We start from the raw sequence: 16,098 nt of genomic DNA on the forward strand, positions 1-16,098 counted from the left end.
AATACCCATATTAATCTTTTAAATAAGGAAGTATGTATCCTTTAACTAACTCCCATCTATCCCGTGCATTCGGCATAACTTCAGAAGTAATTACTACAACCAATTCCTTCTCTGGAATACAACAAATCATATTCCCACCATCACCCATTGCACAATACGAATAGACACCCTCTTCTTCTCGTAACCACCATAAATAACCATATTGATTTTGGTTCATTTCTGTCGATTCTTTTATCCATGATTTTGATAGTATTTGTTTTCCATTATGAATACCTTCATTCAAATAAATCTGTGCAAACTTCGCCATATCTCTAACCGTTAACGTTAGTCCCCAGCCGCCCGTCGAAATACCATTTGGATCGTGAACCCATCCTTTCACATCTTTTCCGAATAAGTCATCAAATCCAAATGCTTTCATATTATAGTTTGGAATTTCTCTCATGCCTAGTGGCTGAAATAAGTATTCATTCGCAAATTCACGCGCATTTTTTCCTGTTGCGTTCGTTATGATCGCTGATAGTATATGAGCTCCTGCAGATGAATATTTAAAAGATCCAATTTCTCCGCCGCTTCCTATCCTATTTAACGTATATTGTATCCAATCTTGTTGTGTACATAGTTCTTCTAACGGTTCCTGCCAGTCTACGAATGGATGTGGAGCTGTCATCGTTAGAAGATGGCTTACTGTTACTTCAGATGAATTAACGTTATATTCCGGGAAAAATTCTATTACTCTTTGATCAACGCTTTTTATATAGCCCTTATCTATACATATCCCAATTAGCGCAGAGATTATCGTTTTTGTGACTGACGCTATGTGAAATGCATCATCTGGACCGTAACCGTTATAATATTTTTCAAAAATAACATTACCTTTCTGCACTACTAACATACCATTCATATTTTCATATTCTTCTTTTATAATCTGATCTAACTTTTCAGCAGTTTTCATTATTCCTTCCCCTTTAACCAATAATTAAAAAGGTTCGATAGGTACATATATATCAACTAAATGTTTATGCTTTGGATGCTGCTTTGGATCATTTCTATATACTTCAAAAGGATACGAGTCTCTCGGTTTATATCCGCTATTTGGCAGCCATTCACCGTATAAGAAATCCCATGCTCCTTTATATTCATCTTGGAATATTTCAAAATGTCCTACTGCATATTTTCCAGAAGGTATTACCATTATTCCAACGTCGTTCGTTTCTACTGTGGATTCATCTGAAATTGTTACACATAGACTTGTTCTTAAATGATAGTCCTCAGTAAATTCATGATGATCGTGGTAAATGGTTAATACTTTCGTATCCTCAAATACATGATAGTTTTCCTCTGCTGCGTAATGAAATAATTTCTCTATCATGTTTGGAAAAGCTAGCGTTAACTCTTCATATGTACCGATATGTCTTATGTATGCGACGTTTATATCGTCCGCTGTTACAATTTCAACATTTCCTCGAACCTTCTTACATTCATTGTATTGAGGAATTCCCCTTACGTCTTTGCAATTCTTGCTATTGTCATTTCGATATTGAGACGGACTTACACCGTAATAATTTTTAAATGTTCGGGAGAAAACTGCTGAATCTGTGAAACCAAAATGGTAAGCGATATCCGTAATCGTCATATCCAATCGATATGTAAGAAGGTTTGTTGCCCTTTCTAACTTCAATCGATTTACATATCGTGATAACGGCTCGTCTACTATTCCTTTAAAAATTCTATGAAAATGAAACTTCGAAAATCCTGCTATATCCGCTAGCTTTTCAATGGATAGTGAACTGTCTATGTTTGATTCTATATAATCTTGAACCTTATGTATGCGTCTTAAATACTCATTTCTACTTTGTTTACTCTCCATATTTCTAGCTCCTCACAACAAAAAGGCTAACTTTGTGCTAGCCTACTTTTACACATTTTTCAAAAATAATACTCTACTACCGCCATTCCCATCATAATTTGTATGTACCGATACACCCTCTATCTCATCATCCCCAGCCTCAATTTGAAAGCCAATCTCCCTATGAAACTGTATTGATTTTTTATTTACTGGTGACGTGATTGCTTTTACAACTTTACGGTTATTTGCACGAGCGATATCAAAGAAATAAGAATACAATGTCGATGCAATTCCTCTTCTTCTATACTTCGGATTCACACCGATAAAATGAACGTATGCTTCATCTTTATATGTTTGTGAAAAAAAACCGCATAAGAAACCTAACGTTTCTCCCTCTTCTTCAATAATAAAACTCGTTTCTTGAAAGTGAATGAAGAACAATTTTGGCAACATGGCAGCCATGTCTCTCCCGCCCCACCAATCATTTAAAACAGAATGAATCTTTACATAATCTTCCCCTTGGATGTTTCTTACTCGCATATGTTTCTCCCTCTCACTCACTTCATTTTTTCATAAATTTTAATGACTGTTTCTACTAATAGGATGAATACCCATATCCCGCAAAATACGAGAACTGACTGAAATATAGAACCTAGCATAACAATACTTATTAAACCTAATTCTGATCCTGAAATGGACATTTCATCAAACCCCAGATTATGTATAAATGGACCAGTTGAAAAAGCCATTAAAATAGATCCTATTAAATAAATCACACTCATTATTTTTAATATTTTTATAGAAAGATACGAAGTTTGTTTTTCTTCCACTTGTGATAATTCGATTTCTCCACTCGCAATTCCTTTTTGCAAACAGTCCTCACATAGAAATTCTTCCTTAATTTTTTTACCACCGTGCAATGTACCTGTAATTTCTTTACAGCGCGAACACTTTCGATTTATCATTTTGTTATCACTCCAATCTCGTAAGATTATACTTATACAATTCTATTTTTACCTTATTATTCCTTTTGTGTATTTTATAGAGAGGTGACGTGTTTTATGATATCTAAACTTATTTTTGGTTATAAAAAGCCTACTGAGCAATATGTATTACGGCCTAGTTGTTATGCAATTATTTTTAACTCAACTTCTTCAAACATTGCTATTATCCAAAAAGGAGACCGTTATTTTTTACCTGGTGGCGGTATGGAAGGTACCGAAACAAAAGATGAATGCTTACATCGTGAACTACTAGAGGAATTAGGATGGGTAATTGAAATTAATCAATATATCGGTAATGCAATGCGATATTTTTATGCGGAAAAAGAAGATACTTATTCTTTAAACGATGGGTTCTTTTATATTGCGAACATGGTGCAGACACAAACTGAAAACTGTGAGGAAGATCATGTTTTGCGGTGGATGTCTCCTTTACTTGCTGTAGAGCTTCTCATTCATGATCATCAAAAATGGGCTGTTGAACAAGCGCTTTTATTACAAAAACCAAAAGGATCTCCTTCTATATGAAAGAGATCCTTTTTATTGTTAACTTACTTTTTTCAAATTGAGAGCTGGCTTTTGAATTCCACCCTTTTTTACAACATATAAACCGATAAAGATTATAAGTCCGCCAACGAGTTGCATTATGTTGATTTTCTCTCCGATAGTTAATGCCGCGAAGATAACTGCGAACAATGGTACAAGATACATATAAACCATTACTTTCGTTGAGCCTATTTTACTAATACCGACATACCACATTGCAAGTCCGAAGATGGTCGCGAAGACGATTGAATATGCTAGAGACCCCCAGCTTGGCATGTCTGCTGGCCACGTTAATGTATTTACGTTGAATAAACAATATACAACGAGAGGTACAATTCCAATTAAAGTTGACCAAGATGTGACTCTCATTGCGGAATATTTTGTTATAAGAGGTTGCGCTAATATTGGATACCATCCCCACGCAATCGCTGCGACTAATCCAATTATGTTTCCGAGCCACGCATATTCGTAAGTAGTTCCTCCTGTATGTCCTGTTAATAAAACGAATGCTGCACCAATAAACGCTACTATTGAACCAATCTGTACTTTCATGGAAAAACGTTCTTGTTTGTGTAATACCGCTAATATCCCTGTAAATATAGGTGACATCGCAATTAATAATGAGGCGTTCGTTGCTGAAGTATATTTCACAGATAGCATAAACATCGTTTGATACATTGTCGTACCAACGATACCGACTGCTACTAATCGTAACCAATCTTTTCTTTCAATACGTAATGAGCGTTCCATTATAAAAGTAATAAGTAATAATACCGGTGATGCTACTAAAAATCGTAAACTATTAAATTGAATGGATGACATAAATGCCACGCCATACTTTCCTATTGTATAATTTGCTCCCCATACTAATGCAACTGATACTAGGAGCCATTCCATTTGCCATCGTTTCATCCGAATCTCCCCTTCCCTATTTAGCATAGTAAAATTGGCTGGATATAACACCGTCCAATTGGCTGTTTTTTTACCCAGCCAATTTGCTATACTGAATTTATATAAGAGATACGGAGGCGTTTTTTATGGAATGGAAGCTAGATAACGATAGTAAAATCCCTATTTATCAGCAAGTTGTTGACTTTATTGAAAAACGTATTACATATGGAGAACTTCCTCCAGGAAGCTTCCTCCCTTCAGAACGGAAATTAGCTACGCAGTTAAATGTAAACAGAAGTACAGTAACGACTGCTTATAATGAACTACGTGCTATGGGAATTGTAGAAAGTACGACTGGTAAAGGTACACGTGTGAGTACACATATGTGGGGCGTTTCTCCAACATTAACGCCGAACTGGAGAAATTTCGTAGAAGGTGGTACTTTTTTACCAAACTTACCACTACTTCGCCATATTCGGGCAGAAGTACAACAAAATGAAAATATTATTGATTTTGCAAACGGAGAGCTCGGTTGTAATCTTTATCCCCACGATCAACTACAAGCGATTTTACGTGAACAACCGTTAACGCATTCATTAAGTTACGATCATCCGCAAGGCTATCTCCCGCTAAGACAAGCGGTCGTAAAATATATGAAGGAATATTTAAAAGTTGAGGCAACTGAACAATCCATTATGATTACATCTGGCGCACAGCAAGCACTTCACCTTATCGTGCAATGTTTATTAAATCCAGGTGATGCTGTTGCTTTCGAAAGTCCTTCACACTGTTATTCCCTGCCTCTATTCCAATCAGCAGGTACTCGTATTTTCCCATTACCTGTTGATGAACACGGCATTAACCCAGATGATGTACAGGAGTTATATAGAAAGCACCGCATTAAAATGATTTTTTTAAATCCAAATTTCCAAAACCCTACGGGGACGATGCTTCATCCAAACCGTAGAAAAAAACTATTATCACTTTGTGCAGACTTACGAATTGCGATTGTGGAAGATGATCCGTCTAGTTTACTTACGCTAGAAAAGAAACAACCTTGCCCTACTTTGAAATCAATTGATGAAAATGGAACTGTCATTTATGTACATTCTTTATCAAAAATGATTGCACCAGGCTTACGAGTTGGTTGGCTCGTTGCCCCGCAGTCTGTAGTAGAAAGGTTATCCGACGCAAGGCACCAAATGGAATTAGGTATGAGCATTTTCCCACAGTGGCTTATGCAACAATTTTTTGAAACTGTACCATTTCAGTCGCATATCGTACCGTTACGAAAACAACTAGCAGAAAAAAGAGACGTTATCGTTCGTGCCCTAAACGAGCAACTTCATGATAAAATCTCTTTTTCAAACCCTACTGGTGGTATATACATTTGGGGGAAATTAAAAGAACCGATAAACGAAAAACAACTTATTATGCAAAGTTTAAAACAAGAAATTGCTTTTATGCCAGGTAGTATTTTCGGCGCAAAAGATGGTTATATACGTTTATCTTATGGAAAAGTGAATATTAATCAAATTGAGGAAGGTATTTCTCGTTTGCGGGAGGCTATTTTGGTTTGTGAAAAATAACGTGAGATAAAGCTTTCTCGTTTGACAAAAGAAAAATCTACCATTATTATCAACACGAACCTAGTTATAGGAGTGATAAAAATGAAAATTTACGTTGATGCAGATGCTTGTCCTGTAAAAGATGTAATTATTTTTGAAGCTACGAATGCAGAAATCCCTGTAACCCTCGTTACTAGCTTTTCTCATTATTCTAATGCGGAACAACCAAAAGGTGTGGAAACAATATATGTTGATTCCGGAGCAGATGCTGCTGATTACCGAATTATGCAGTTAGCAAAAAAAGAAGATTTAATCGTAACACAAGATTACGGTCTTGCTTCGCTCGCTTTAGCAAAAGGCTGTATCGTACTACACCATAAAGGCTATAAGTATACGAATGATAACATTGAACAATTGTTACAAACACGATATTTAAGTGCAATGGTTCGAAAAAGTGGTAAGCGTACAAAAGGACCGAAACCATTTACAGCAGAAGATAAAGAGAAATTTAGAGCGCTCTTTAAAAGTATGATCGCACTTTAAAAATGAATCGTCTATTTGCTAGGAAAACTTCGCAAAACAAAGAAGAGAATATCGTAATGAACATTCTCTTCTTGAGGTTTACCCGTTTAAAATGAAGGTAAATTATCTAAGTTATTTTCTTTTATTCCATCCGGTTCACTACGTATAATATCTCTGCCATACTTATGAAATACGTCCACATGAGCTAACTTCCCTGATTTCGCTTCATTAAGAGCAGTCATATAATCTAACTCTCTCCCGCTACTTGTTTTAAAAGCAATCAAATCACCTTCATCATTTTTACGAACAGCAACAATTTGTTCTGCTCCTGAAGTAACTTCCTGAGCTATTTCAAATTGAGCTTGCTCTTCCCCTTGATGTAAATAATCATTATATACTTTTTCAAAGTCTTTTTTGTCCATTAAACTCACCTCCAAAACATTTTATTAGTATGGTTGGGAGGTGTTGGTTTTATGTACTTTTCTGTTAGAAAAACGAATTTTTAATACCTACGCAACCCTTTCAAAGTCTCCAATACATCATCTGTAAAGGCTGTATTACCCTCTGTCTCTAAAACTCTAAAATATAAACTTCTTAAGAAAGCTCTAATATTTTGTACTAAAATAGCATGCTGCGGATGTCGGATGTCCTCAACAGTTGCTATACTATGTAGCCAATTGCTCCACTCTTCTTCAGTTAAAAGCTTTTGGTTATGTAACGACATAATTGGCTTTACTAATCTCTCATCCTCAAAGTGTACATATACGTAATCACTCAATCGAACCTTCTGACGAACAGCCGCAAGAATCGCATATGAAAACTCACGATTTTGAATTGTACGTGCTAACGCATCGAGCGCATCTGCTGCATGTGCAGTAGAGTGTGCCCAGCCTTTTCCTTCTACGTAGCCCCTTACATCTTCTTCTAAATATACATATTCCAACACTTGTTCTGCCACACTGTACAATTGTTCTTCCGATAACAACGGTTCTCTTTCATGAACAGATAAAATAAGTGGTGGAATTAATACGGAGAATGCACGTTTAAATACAGAGTCTGTTCCCTTTTCACCAATTTTATAAAATAAATAATCAGGACTAATTGCTTGTAACATTAATCCTCTTAACTCTTTTTGTCTAAATACATCATTTGTAATCCATGTGTGAAGCGTACTATAAATTAAATCATCACGTAATTCAGCATCAGGTGATCCGATATAATCTAGCATCCATTGCGCATATGGATATGCATCTACGTCTTCTGGTACAGCATAATTGTTATTTTTAATTTGTAGTAGTTCTTCTTTTAGTTCGAGTACTTCATTCATTATATTTCTTGTCCCCTTTTTGCGTTTTTTATTGTCTTATCCCCTTTTATTTGCTTCATAAAATTAATTTAATTATAACAATAAACAAAAGGCTATACATATATTTCTGATTATGTATTACGCTCTTTCATGAAATATAACTTCTGGATTTCCTAAATCACTATTCTTAAATATAACATTCGCACACTCTTTTGGATTATGCTCATCTATATACAACTTACAGGCCGCATGATATCTGTTCAAAAACATCTTCTCTGCTTCTTCATAACTTCCAAAAGCTTCAGTTTCCCGCTTCGCACCACGTTTTCTCGCAATCTCAAAATTTGTATCTACAAAGATTTTGTAATCAAATAAATACGCAACGTCTTTTTTCAATAGAAACGTTCCATCTACTATTAATATCATATTTTGCGTGGCCAATAGCGGCTCATTATGTACAGACATATCCGTTATTAAATTATGAGAAATCGTTTCATACTGTAAAGTCCCGTTAGGTCCTAAAGGCATTAATAATCTTTCTTTGAAAGCTGTATAATCGTGTGCATCTTCATAATACCCTCTTGCAGATTCTTTTCCTTTTGCATAGCGAATCACTCTTGGATTATGAAAATCATCAATGCTTGCGCGTGTTACTGGTAATCCTCGTTTTTTTATTTCTTCCGCTAATTCGTTTGCAAATGTTGTTTTTCCTGATGCTGTAATACCACTTACTCCAACTTTTGTTGGATAGGTTAAGTTTAGCTTTACAATATGATCTGCAATTTCTTTGATTCGTTGTTTTCGGTTCATGATATCTCCCTTTATAATTAGTTTGCATAATATAATTATAAGTAACAATCCATGTCACTATTTGACGGTAAATTGATATCCTTTGTCGAATCGTTGATATATTTTAAGTTATGATAGATATATTTGAAAAATTGTTGATATATTATTAGCTTACTTCCCCTTAAACCCCCGATATAAGGCCGTCCGTAACTCTTGCTTATACTCTTCAATTTCTGGCATTTCGAGTTCTTCTGCTAATCTGATAGCTAACTCAATATCATACGGTACTCGTACAAGTTGAATAGAAAAGCTCGCCGCTTCTTTTTCATTATATATTCCTTCAAATATTAAATAGGAAGCTTGCGTTATTTCAAGTGGGTTTCCTACGCTACCGGCGTTACATAACGTTTTCCCTCTGAAATTTTGAACGAACGCTTGGTGAACATCACCGTAACAAACGACATCTGGTTTTCTTTCCCCTTCTATATTTTCCGTCAAATCACTATTTTCGAACATACTAATACGTTCTTCTCTTAAAGCGTGTGGTTGAATTCTTTCATATAAACTTCTCGGTGAGGCGTGGAACATACGAATGAGTTTGCCACTCATAAAAAATTCGATTGAAAATGGTAAACTTCTTAAATAGTCGTTTTGTTCTTCTGATAATTGTTTTTGATGCCATTTTAATGCTTCAAATTCAGTCGGCTTTGTAATAAAATCATCCCAGTTTCCCATTACGACTACTTCACATTCTTTACGAATGATTTCAATTGCTTCACTGGAATGAGGTCCTTTTCCTACTAAATCTCCAAGACAAATAATGCGCTCGATTCCTCTTAATTTAATATCATTTAACACGGATTCTAATGCTTGAATATTACCGTGAATATCTGAAATTACTGCTATTTTATCCATATAAATTACTCCTTTATTTATTAAATTCACTTGATTGATACCATTTTGGAATATAAGATGAAAAATGATTATGATCTTCTAAAATTCCATTTAACCTTTCCTTCATATCATCTAATAAATATGGTGTGCTTCGGTTTGTCCATACGATATCAGCCGGGAATATCATTGCTGCATATAATGAGTACAGTTTCCAAAAATGTAGATCAGGTTCTCCTCCGCAATAACCGTGAACTTGTCCAACCGCAAATGGTTTGCTTATATTCGTTGTAAATAGTGCTACTTTATAAAAATCATGAATAGGATCACCAATATCGCATCTAGCAAAATCAATGACAGCCCGAAACTCATTTTGGTCAATCATTATATTAGCCGGATGAAAATCGTCATGTAAAAATACGATGGGACGATTTTTTAATAAATCTTTATGATTTCCTACAAAATCTATCACTGTATTTAAACGAAAAAAGTCTACTTCATATTCTTTCAACGCTTCTAAGTATCTCTCATATTTACTCCATATAGACATTTCCCATGAATTACTTTTATCTTCTTTTTCAACTAAATGAATCTTTTTTAGTACTTCTCCAGCCTTTTTTCCAGCCCTATACTGCTCTTCTGTAGACAACGTTCTTAATATATCTTCACCATCTAATCCATCAATCCATTCAAAAACTTGTACACATTTATTGAATTTAGTAAGACTAATAAAATGAATTAATTTTGGCATAGGAATATGTAAAGAATCTAGCTGCTGCATATATTCATATTCTTCCTGCTTCCGTTCAAAATATGATGAATCGCATACTTTAATAAAATACGAGGCCCCACTCTCTAATTCAATTTTATATTTCTCATCGAATGAAAAGCCTTTTGAAATAACAGTCGCTTTTAACATGCGAGGCCATTCTAGTATTCTCTCTATCTCTCTAAACATTTCTTCCACAACGTTCACCTCTATTAATATATGTACAAACTCCCTAACACTTCATGCTCTCGTTTATTTCCACCTTTAAACTCTACTGCAAATGGATATTCGCCATTCTTATTCAAATGTTCTAGTACTAGCCCTTCTCCAATCGGTTCACAAAACTGCACATGAATATTTCCAAACACTACACTTTGACTCTCAGCATTCCATTTTTCATTTTTCACAACTGAGCTTGTAGATAGTCCCATTACTTTTTTCCATTTCCGTACTGTTTCTCGAACGTTTTTTACTGCGTAATGAATCGTTTCAATTTGTTGCACTTTGTTTTTATGTTCAGTGATCGTCCCACTGTTACGTAAATCGTTTCTTCTTTCTTCGTCCGTTTCATTCCACTGTATAAAGAAAGGTAATTTCGGTCCGTTCTCTTCTTGCTTAACAAATAACATTTTCCATTCTAAAAGCCGGCCATCTTTTCTCATGCGTTTCCCTTCAAATGGCCCTATCGTATGTAAGCCGTACTTATTAAAGTTAACTGCTAGCTCCTCAATTGCATCTGTTCGGATCGCGATTTGTAGCATTCCTTCTCCATTTTGTAGTTTCACCACTGTTTCTTGTACTAATGGATTTTCTGCTTCTTTCGCTTTTTCTTCATGCTGAACTGCTAAAAATTCTATAGATGATAAATCAAAATAACTTAAACTATTCCAAGTACCCCAAGTAGTATGCTCTCCGCCTAGTGCGGTATGAAATCCAAGCTTCTGCATTTGTTTTGCCGCTTCCTCCGGTGTAGATTGCACTGCGTGAACGAGATGATCAAATGCTAACATATTCTTTCTCCCCTTTCTCTCCATCCTTTTATTGTATATTTTATTTTTCTTTCATTCAATTCAAAAACTTTAAAACCTAGTTGATTTATACGATTAATATGTATTATAATGAAACAAATTTAATTATTGCTGATTGGAAAAACCAAAGGCACTTTTCTCATACGGGAAAAGTGTCTTTTTCATTTATTATTACAGGAGGATTATTTATGCAGAAATTAATTGTCTTTGCTATTATTGGATTTTTCGCTCAATTGATCGATGGAGCACTCGGAATGGCGTATGGGGTAACGTCTACTTCACTATTATTAATGTTTGGTATTGCACCGGCTGTAGCTTCCGCATCGGTTCATTTAGCTGAAGTCGTTACAACTGCAGCTTCTGGCGCATCTCATATCAAATTTGGAAACGTTGATAAATATACAGTTTCCAGGCTTACATTACCTGGGGCAATCGGCGCATTTGTTGGGGCATGTTTTTTAAGTAACTTGCCTGGAGATGTAATCAAACCGTACATTTCCGTATTTTTATTTACTTTAGGGGTTTATATTTTATTACGATTCATCATTCAAAAACAAATTGTCACTTCAAATAAGCGTATGTCTGCAAAACAACTTGTACCGCTTGGTTTATTCGCTGGGTTCGTTGATTCAACTGGTGGCGGTGGTTGGGGGCCGATTACGACCCCCGTTCTTCTAGCAAGAGGAAATGAAGCTAGAAAAGTTATTGGATCTGTAGATACGAGTGAATTTCCTGTTTCACTTGCTGCAACAATTGGCTTCTTCATCTCACTTGGCTGGGAACAAGTAAGCTGGGTTTGGGTATTTTCTCTCATGCTCGGTGGTATCGTAGCGGCACCAATCGCGGCATGGCTAGTTCGCATCGTTCCTTCTCATTTACTTGGCGTATTAGTTGGTGGTCTTATTATCTTTACAAACATTCGTACACTGCTTACTACATTTAAAGTGGATCCAACTATTATTTCACTTTCTTACGTTGCAGTTGGTCTTGTCGTTATTATTTCTATTTTCATTGCTGTTCGTAATCATTCCAATCGTCCTAATACGTCAACGGCTGAGTATCCGAATGATCAGAAGCAAATGCTACCATAACTATAAGAAATACCGCCCAATTTAGAGCGGTATTTTTTATTTTTCTATTTTCCAATTAATCATCGTTTCTGTAGCATTTACTCTCTTCATATGTAACTTTTCTAAAACACGCATCGAACTATAATTATCTAGAAGTGTCTCTGCAATTATTGTTTCTACCTCACCTGTTTTGAAAGCCCAATCGATTAGTTCTTTTACAGCTTCTGTTGCATAGCCCTGATTCCAATATTTCTCAATGAATCCATAGCCAATTTCTACTGTTTGATCCTCGTTTGGTTTCCCTTTAAACCCAATATCACCTAAAATGCTATCATCTTCTTTTCGAAGAACATACCACGCCCCCCATGGCAATAAAGTTGCATCTTGTTTTACATTCTTTACATGCCCTACAATATGCGGGCCGCTATTGTATCCTTGCTCGTTAGCGACTTGAATCCTCTCTTCTGTACACGGCACTATATAGAGCCTTTCTGTTTCTAATTTCATTTTGATTTCCCCTTTTTGCTTAAACGTTACTCTAATTATAACAAATAATATGGCTTTATTATGAATGTCGAATTATATTTTTCTGAATTTTCTTTTAATTTAGAGGGTTTTTCAATATTTTTTGCGAAACATTTGTATAACAATTTTTTCTTTGCTTATTGCTACATAATAGTAGGTTCGGGTGGAGTTTTGCAAGCGTTTCCTATACAATAACCGATATTTTTTGACTTTTCCTAACAAAATATCTTGCAATATATTCAGAAAGTCATTACAATTGCCATATATTAAAAATCTTAGCAATATATAAATCCTCATCAATCCGATGAGGTAGAGGTTGCGACTTTTAATAGTAAAACGGACGAGACACAGAGAATGTCAGCTGACTCCGTTTGAAAGGAAAAGTTGCCGAAGTTTATATTTCTTCTCTGGAAATATGAGCTGGGGCTGTCTCCGAAAGGAACAGAACTGTCACGTTTACAAAATTACCGTGTAAACGTGGGGTGCTATCTTAACGGAAGGGTATGATGGGGTGGTTATTTGTGAAACGTTCCGCCAAATTCCTTTGGCGGTTTTTTGTATTTTTCTCCCCCGCTCCTTCCTAACCTACAAGAAAAGGAGTGTTGAACATGAATAGCGCAACAAATCAATCTACCTCTAAAACGCAAACTACACAAGGACAAGGTGAATTAAAACGCGGATTAAAATCTCGTCACCTTACGATGATTTCTCTCGGTGGTACAATTGGTACCGGACTATTTCTTGCCAGCGGTGGTGTCATCCATACAGCTGGACCTGGTGGCGCATTAATTGCATACGCCGCAATTGGAATTATGGTTTATTTTTTAATGACAAGCTTAGCTGAACTTGCAGCTTACATGCCTGTTACTGGATCTTTTAGCACGTATGCAACAAAATTTGTTGATCCATCACTTGGCTTTGCACTTGGATGGAACTATTGGTATAACTGGGCAATTACGATTGCTGCTGAACTTGCAGCCGTAACATTAATTATGAAATTTTGGTTCCCAGATACCCCTTCTCTTATTTGGAGCGGATTATGTTTAGCTATTATTTTCCTTTTAAACTATTTATCTGTTAAAGGGTTTGGTGAATCTGAATATTGGTTCGCACTTATTAAAGTAGTTACAATTATTATCTTTTTAATTGTTGGTTTCATGATGATTTTTGGAATTATGGGCGGTGAAACGGTTGGATTTAAAAACTTCACTGTTGCAGATGCACCATTTAACGGCGGTATCATGGCAATTATCGGTGTGTTTATGGCAGCTGGTTTCTCATTCCAAGGTACTGAACTATTAGGAGTAGCTGCTGGTGAAACGTCTGATCCAGAACGTAATATCCCAAAAGCAATTCGTTCAATCTTTTGGCGTATTCTTTTATTCTATATCCTTGCGATTCTCGTTATCGGTTTATTAATTCCTTATACAACTGAAAGCCTTGCTGCAAGTGATGTTACAGTAAGTCCGTTTACACTTATTTTTGAAAAAGCGGGCGTTGCCTTTGCTGCTTCTGTTATGAACGCTGTTATTTTAACTGCTGTACTATCTGCTGGTAACTCTGGTATGTATGCATCAACTCGTATGCTTTGGGATTTAGCACGCCAAGGAAAAGCACCAAAGTTTCTTGGTAAATTAGATAGCCGCGGTGTACCTGTTAACGCGTTAATCGTAACGTCAATTGTTGGTAGTATTGCTTTCATTGCTTCTTTATTCGGTGATGGTGTTGTATACATTTGGTTATTAAACGCATCCGGAATGTCTGGTTTTATCGCATGGGTTGGAATTGCAATTAGTCATTACCGTTTCCGTAAAGCATATATCGCACAAGGAAAAGATTTAAATGACTTACCATATAGAGCAAAATGGTTCCCATTCGGTCCAATCTTCGCATTTACACTTTGTATCATCGTAATTTTAGGACAAAACTACGGCGCATTTATGGGTGAAGCAATTGATTGGAACGGTGTACTCGTTTCTTACATCGGTTTACCACTCTTCTTAGTACTATGGTTAGGTTATAAATTTACGAAAAAAACAAAAGTGATTCCACTTGATAAATGTGAACTAAAATAAAGTGAAACGAGCAAACAAATTTGTTTGCTCGTTTTTTGTTGCAAACCTCTTTACTTCCCTATTGCTCCTGTTTTTGCAATAATAAAGGAAATATAAATAAAGGTTGGGATATAATGAACATTCGCATTACTGATGAAGCGAAAGCAGCTATACATAGATTAGAACGTGAAGATAAAAAAATCGTTCGCATTAGAGGAACAATGACGAACTCTTGTAGTATTTTCGTTGATGTCGATTTAATTTGGGATACATATAACGCAGATGATGTTGTATATGAAGATGCAGAGCTTATCGTACAAATGGATTCATTCACGAAAGACTACACTGGTGATACGGTGAAACTTGATTATAAGACGACAGGTTTTAGTGTTACGACTCCGAGTGAGACTTTGGTTTATGGATTGTCGATTAAAAAATAAAAATTGTTTTCATTTGACCACCGAGGTGAAAAAATGGGTAAATATGTTCCGTTAAAATTTTTATTTAATGAAGAATTAGCAGAAAAAATAGCTGATTCTATTTGTAAACACGATCCTTGTTTCTCTAAAAGCATCTTTGTAGATTCTGTAGCTTGTAAAGTTGAAAATTTAGAGTTAAAACAGCGTATTGAAGTAATTGCAGATGAATTACACAATGCTTTACAAAAAGATTTTAATGCCGCAATACATATATTACTGAAAACATTAGGACCAGAAAATACAACAGAAGTAGGCACATTTACAAATGGATATATGTACATGCCTGTTGCAAAATACGTTGAAAAATATGGGCTTAACGATTTTAAAATCTCGTTTAATGCAATGTATGAAATAACGAAAAGGAATACTGCTGAATATGCCATTCGGCCCTTTCTTGAAACATACCATGAAGATACACTAAACATATTACAACAGTGGATTCATGACGAAAACAGCCACATTAGGAGATTAGTTTCTGAAGGTACAAGACCAAGGCTTCCTTGGGCTAAAAAAATAGGAGCTCTAAAAGGTGATTTTAAGTACAATTTACAACTTCTTGAACCATTAATGAATGACCCTTCTAAATATGTTCAAAAATCTGTAGCCAATCATATTAACGATATTACGAAAGAAGATAAAGAACTCGTTTTTCAGTGGTTACAGCAATTACGTGATAAACAGCATCCTATTAACTCTTGGATTATAAAGCATGGGTTACGAACGGTGATTAAAAATGGTACTTTACCAAAAGATTTTTGTTTTTGAGTATATTAAATAAAAACGCTATCTTTTCCTATGATTCTAGAAAAAGAA

General features: G+C 35.5%; 19 protein-coding genes and 1 riboswitch. Of the genes, 7 read left to right on the forward strand and 12 right to left on the reverse strand.

Features of this window, described 5'->3' with window-relative positions:
• Positions 1-10 precede the first annotated feature (10 nt).
• The 4 genes from ACW0JX_RS14890 to ACW0JX_RS14905 are packed head-to-tail and all read right to left on the reverse strand — an operon-like array spanning position 11 to position 2,811.
• On the reverse strand, positions 11-952 hold the full coding sequence (locus tag ACW0JX_RS14890) for a serine hydrolase domain-containing protein (protein WP_098976366.1): 942 nt from the start codon (positions 950-952) through the stop codon (positions 11-13).
• Positions 953-976: 24 nt separating this feature from the next.
• Positions 977-1,867, reverse strand: a complete 891-nt coding sequence (locus tag ACW0JX_RS14895) for an AraC family transcriptional regulator (RefSeq protein ID WP_098976365.1) — start codon at positions 1,865-1,867, stop codon at positions 977-979.
• 48 nt (positions 1,868-1,915) lie between these two features.
• Entirely contained in the window at positions 1,916-2,386 is a 471-nt protein-coding gene (locus tag ACW0JX_RS14900; protein WP_069355841.1) for a GNAT family N-acetyltransferase, read from the reverse strand.
• A gap of 17 nt (positions 2,387-2,403) precedes the next feature.
• Positions 2,404-2,811, reverse strand: a complete 408-nt coding sequence (locus tag ACW0JX_RS14905) for a DUF3980 domain-containing protein (protein ID WP_000610492.1) — start codon at positions 2,809-2,811, stop codon at positions 2,404-2,406.
• 96 nt (positions 2,812-2,907) lie between these two features.
• On the opposite strand from ACW0JX_RS14905, the gene ACW0JX_RS14910 reads away from it, so the two are divergent.
• Positions 2,908-3,375: an NUDIX hydrolase gene (locus tag ACW0JX_RS14910; RefSeq protein WP_459244865.1), complete on the forward strand. Its 468-nt coding sequence runs from the start codon at positions 2,908-2,910 to the stop codon at positions 3,373-3,375.
• Positions 3,376-3,393: 18 nt separating this feature from the next.
• On the opposite strand, the gene ACW0JX_RS14915 is transcribed toward ACW0JX_RS14910, so the two are convergent.
• Complete coding sequence (locus ACW0JX_RS14915; RefSeq protein WP_095690636.1) at positions 3,394-4,305, reverse strand: DMT family transporter; 912 nt, start codon at positions 4,303-4,305, stop codon at positions 3,394-3,396.
• A 125-nt stretch (positions 4,306-4,430) separates the two neighbouring features.
• Here ACW0JX_RS14915 and pdxR point away from each other — a divergent pair, with 125 nt between their 5' ends.
• Positions 4,431-5,873, forward strand: a complete 1,443-nt coding sequence (gene pdxR, locus ACW0JX_RS14920) for a MocR-like pyridoxine biosynthesis transcription factor PdxR (protein ID WP_095690635.1) — start codon at positions 4,431-4,433, stop codon at positions 5,871-5,873.
• Positions 5,874-5,954: 81 nt separating this feature from the next.
• The gene (locus tag ACW0JX_RS14925; protein WP_000708761.1) at positions 5,955-6,395 is read left to right on the forward strand and encodes a YaiI/YqxD family protein; all 441 of its coding nucleotides are present in this window, start codon (positions 5,955-5,957) and stop codon (positions 6,393-6,395) included.
• A gap of 86 nt (positions 6,396-6,481) precedes the next feature.
• On the opposite strand, the gene ACW0JX_RS14930 is transcribed toward ACW0JX_RS14925, so the two are convergent.
• The 6 genes from ACW0JX_RS14930 to ACW0JX_RS14955 form a co-directional block, all read right to left on the reverse strand.
• Entirely contained in the window at positions 6,482-6,796 is a 315-nt protein-coding gene (locus ACW0JX_RS14930) for a DUF3892 domain-containing protein (RefSeq protein WP_000358161.1), read from the reverse strand.
• 80 nt (positions 6,797-6,876) lie between these two features.
• Positions 6,877-7,701, reverse strand: a complete 825-nt coding sequence (locus tag ACW0JX_RS14935) for a DUF2785 domain-containing protein (RefSeq protein ID WP_001006685.1) — start codon at positions 7,699-7,701, stop codon at positions 6,877-6,879.
• A gap of 117 nt (positions 7,702-7,818) precedes the next feature.
• Entirely contained in the window at positions 7,819-8,490 is a 672-nt protein-coding gene (locus ACW0JX_RS14940; RefSeq protein WP_095690634.1) for a nucleoside/nucleotide kinase family protein, read from the reverse strand.
• Between the two features lie 150 nt (positions 8,491-8,640).
• Complete coding sequence (locus ACW0JX_RS14945) at positions 8,641-9,384, reverse strand: metallophosphoesterase family protein (RefSeq protein WP_089171344.1); 744 nt, start codon at positions 9,382-9,384, stop codon at positions 8,641-8,643.
• Positions 9,385-9,397: 13 nt separating this feature from the next.
• Positions 9,398-10,327 carry an aminoglycoside phosphotransferase family protein gene (locus tag ACW0JX_RS14950; protein WP_459244866.1) on the reverse strand — a complete coding sequence of 310 codons (930 nt, stop codon included), beginning with the start codon at positions 10,325-10,327 and terminating at the stop codon, positions 9,398-9,400.
• A gap of 14 nt (positions 10,328-10,341) precedes the next feature.
• Positions 10,342-11,139, reverse strand: coding sequence for a VOC family protein (locus tag ACW0JX_RS14955; protein ID WP_459244867.1), 798 nt, complete (start codon positions 11,137-11,139; stop codon positions 10,342-10,344).
• Positions 11,140-11,237: 98 nt separating this feature from the next.
• Here ACW0JX_RS14955 and ACW0JX_RS14960 point away from each other — a divergent pair, with 98 nt between their 5' ends.
• On the forward strand, positions 11,238-12,248 hold the full coding sequence (locus ACW0JX_RS14960; RefSeq protein WP_002024365.1) for a sulfite exporter TauE/SafE family protein: 1,011 nt from the start codon (positions 11,238-11,240) through the stop codon (positions 12,246-12,248).
• Positions 12,249-12,284: 36 nt separating this feature from the next.
• Here the strand turns inward: ACW0JX_RS14960 and ACW0JX_RS14965 are convergent, their stop codons facing one another.
• Positions 12,285-12,734, reverse strand: a complete 450-nt coding sequence (locus ACW0JX_RS14965) for a GNAT family N-acetyltransferase (protein WP_095690633.1) — start codon at positions 12,732-12,734, stop codon at positions 12,285-12,287.
• A 320-nt stretch (positions 12,735-13,054) separates the two neighbouring features.
• A riboswitch (Lysine riboswitch) is annotated at positions 13,055-13,248 on the forward strand.
• Between the two features lie 112 nt (positions 13,249-13,360).
• Between ACW0JX_RS14965 and ACW0JX_RS14970 the strand changes: the two genes are divergently transcribed.
• The 3 genes from ACW0JX_RS14970 to ACW0JX_RS14980 all read left to right on the forward strand — a co-directional run bounded on the left by ACW0JX_RS14970 (position 13,361) and on the right by ACW0JX_RS14980 (position 16,050).
• The gene (locus ACW0JX_RS14970) at positions 13,361-14,827 is read left to right on the forward strand and encodes an amino acid permease (RefSeq protein ID WP_001083396.1); all 1,467 of its coding nucleotides are present in this window, start codon (positions 13,361-13,363) and stop codon (positions 14,825-14,827) included.
• Positions 14,828-14,940: 113 nt separating this feature from the next.
• Positions 14,941-15,246 carry an iron-sulfur cluster biosynthesis family protein gene (locus ACW0JX_RS14975; RefSeq protein ID WP_141241025.1) on the forward strand — a complete coding sequence of 102 codons (306 nt, stop codon included), beginning with the start codon at positions 14,941-14,943 and terminating at the stop codon, positions 15,244-15,246.
• 33 nt (positions 15,247-15,279) lie between these two features.
• Complete coding sequence (locus ACW0JX_RS14980) at positions 15,280-16,050, forward strand: DNA alkylation repair protein (protein WP_089171348.1); 771 nt, start codon at positions 15,280-15,282, stop codon at positions 16,048-16,050.
• Positions 16,051-16,098: the final 48 nt, after the last annotated feature.

This window comes from Bacillus sp. C-3-6, assembly GCF_054509685.1.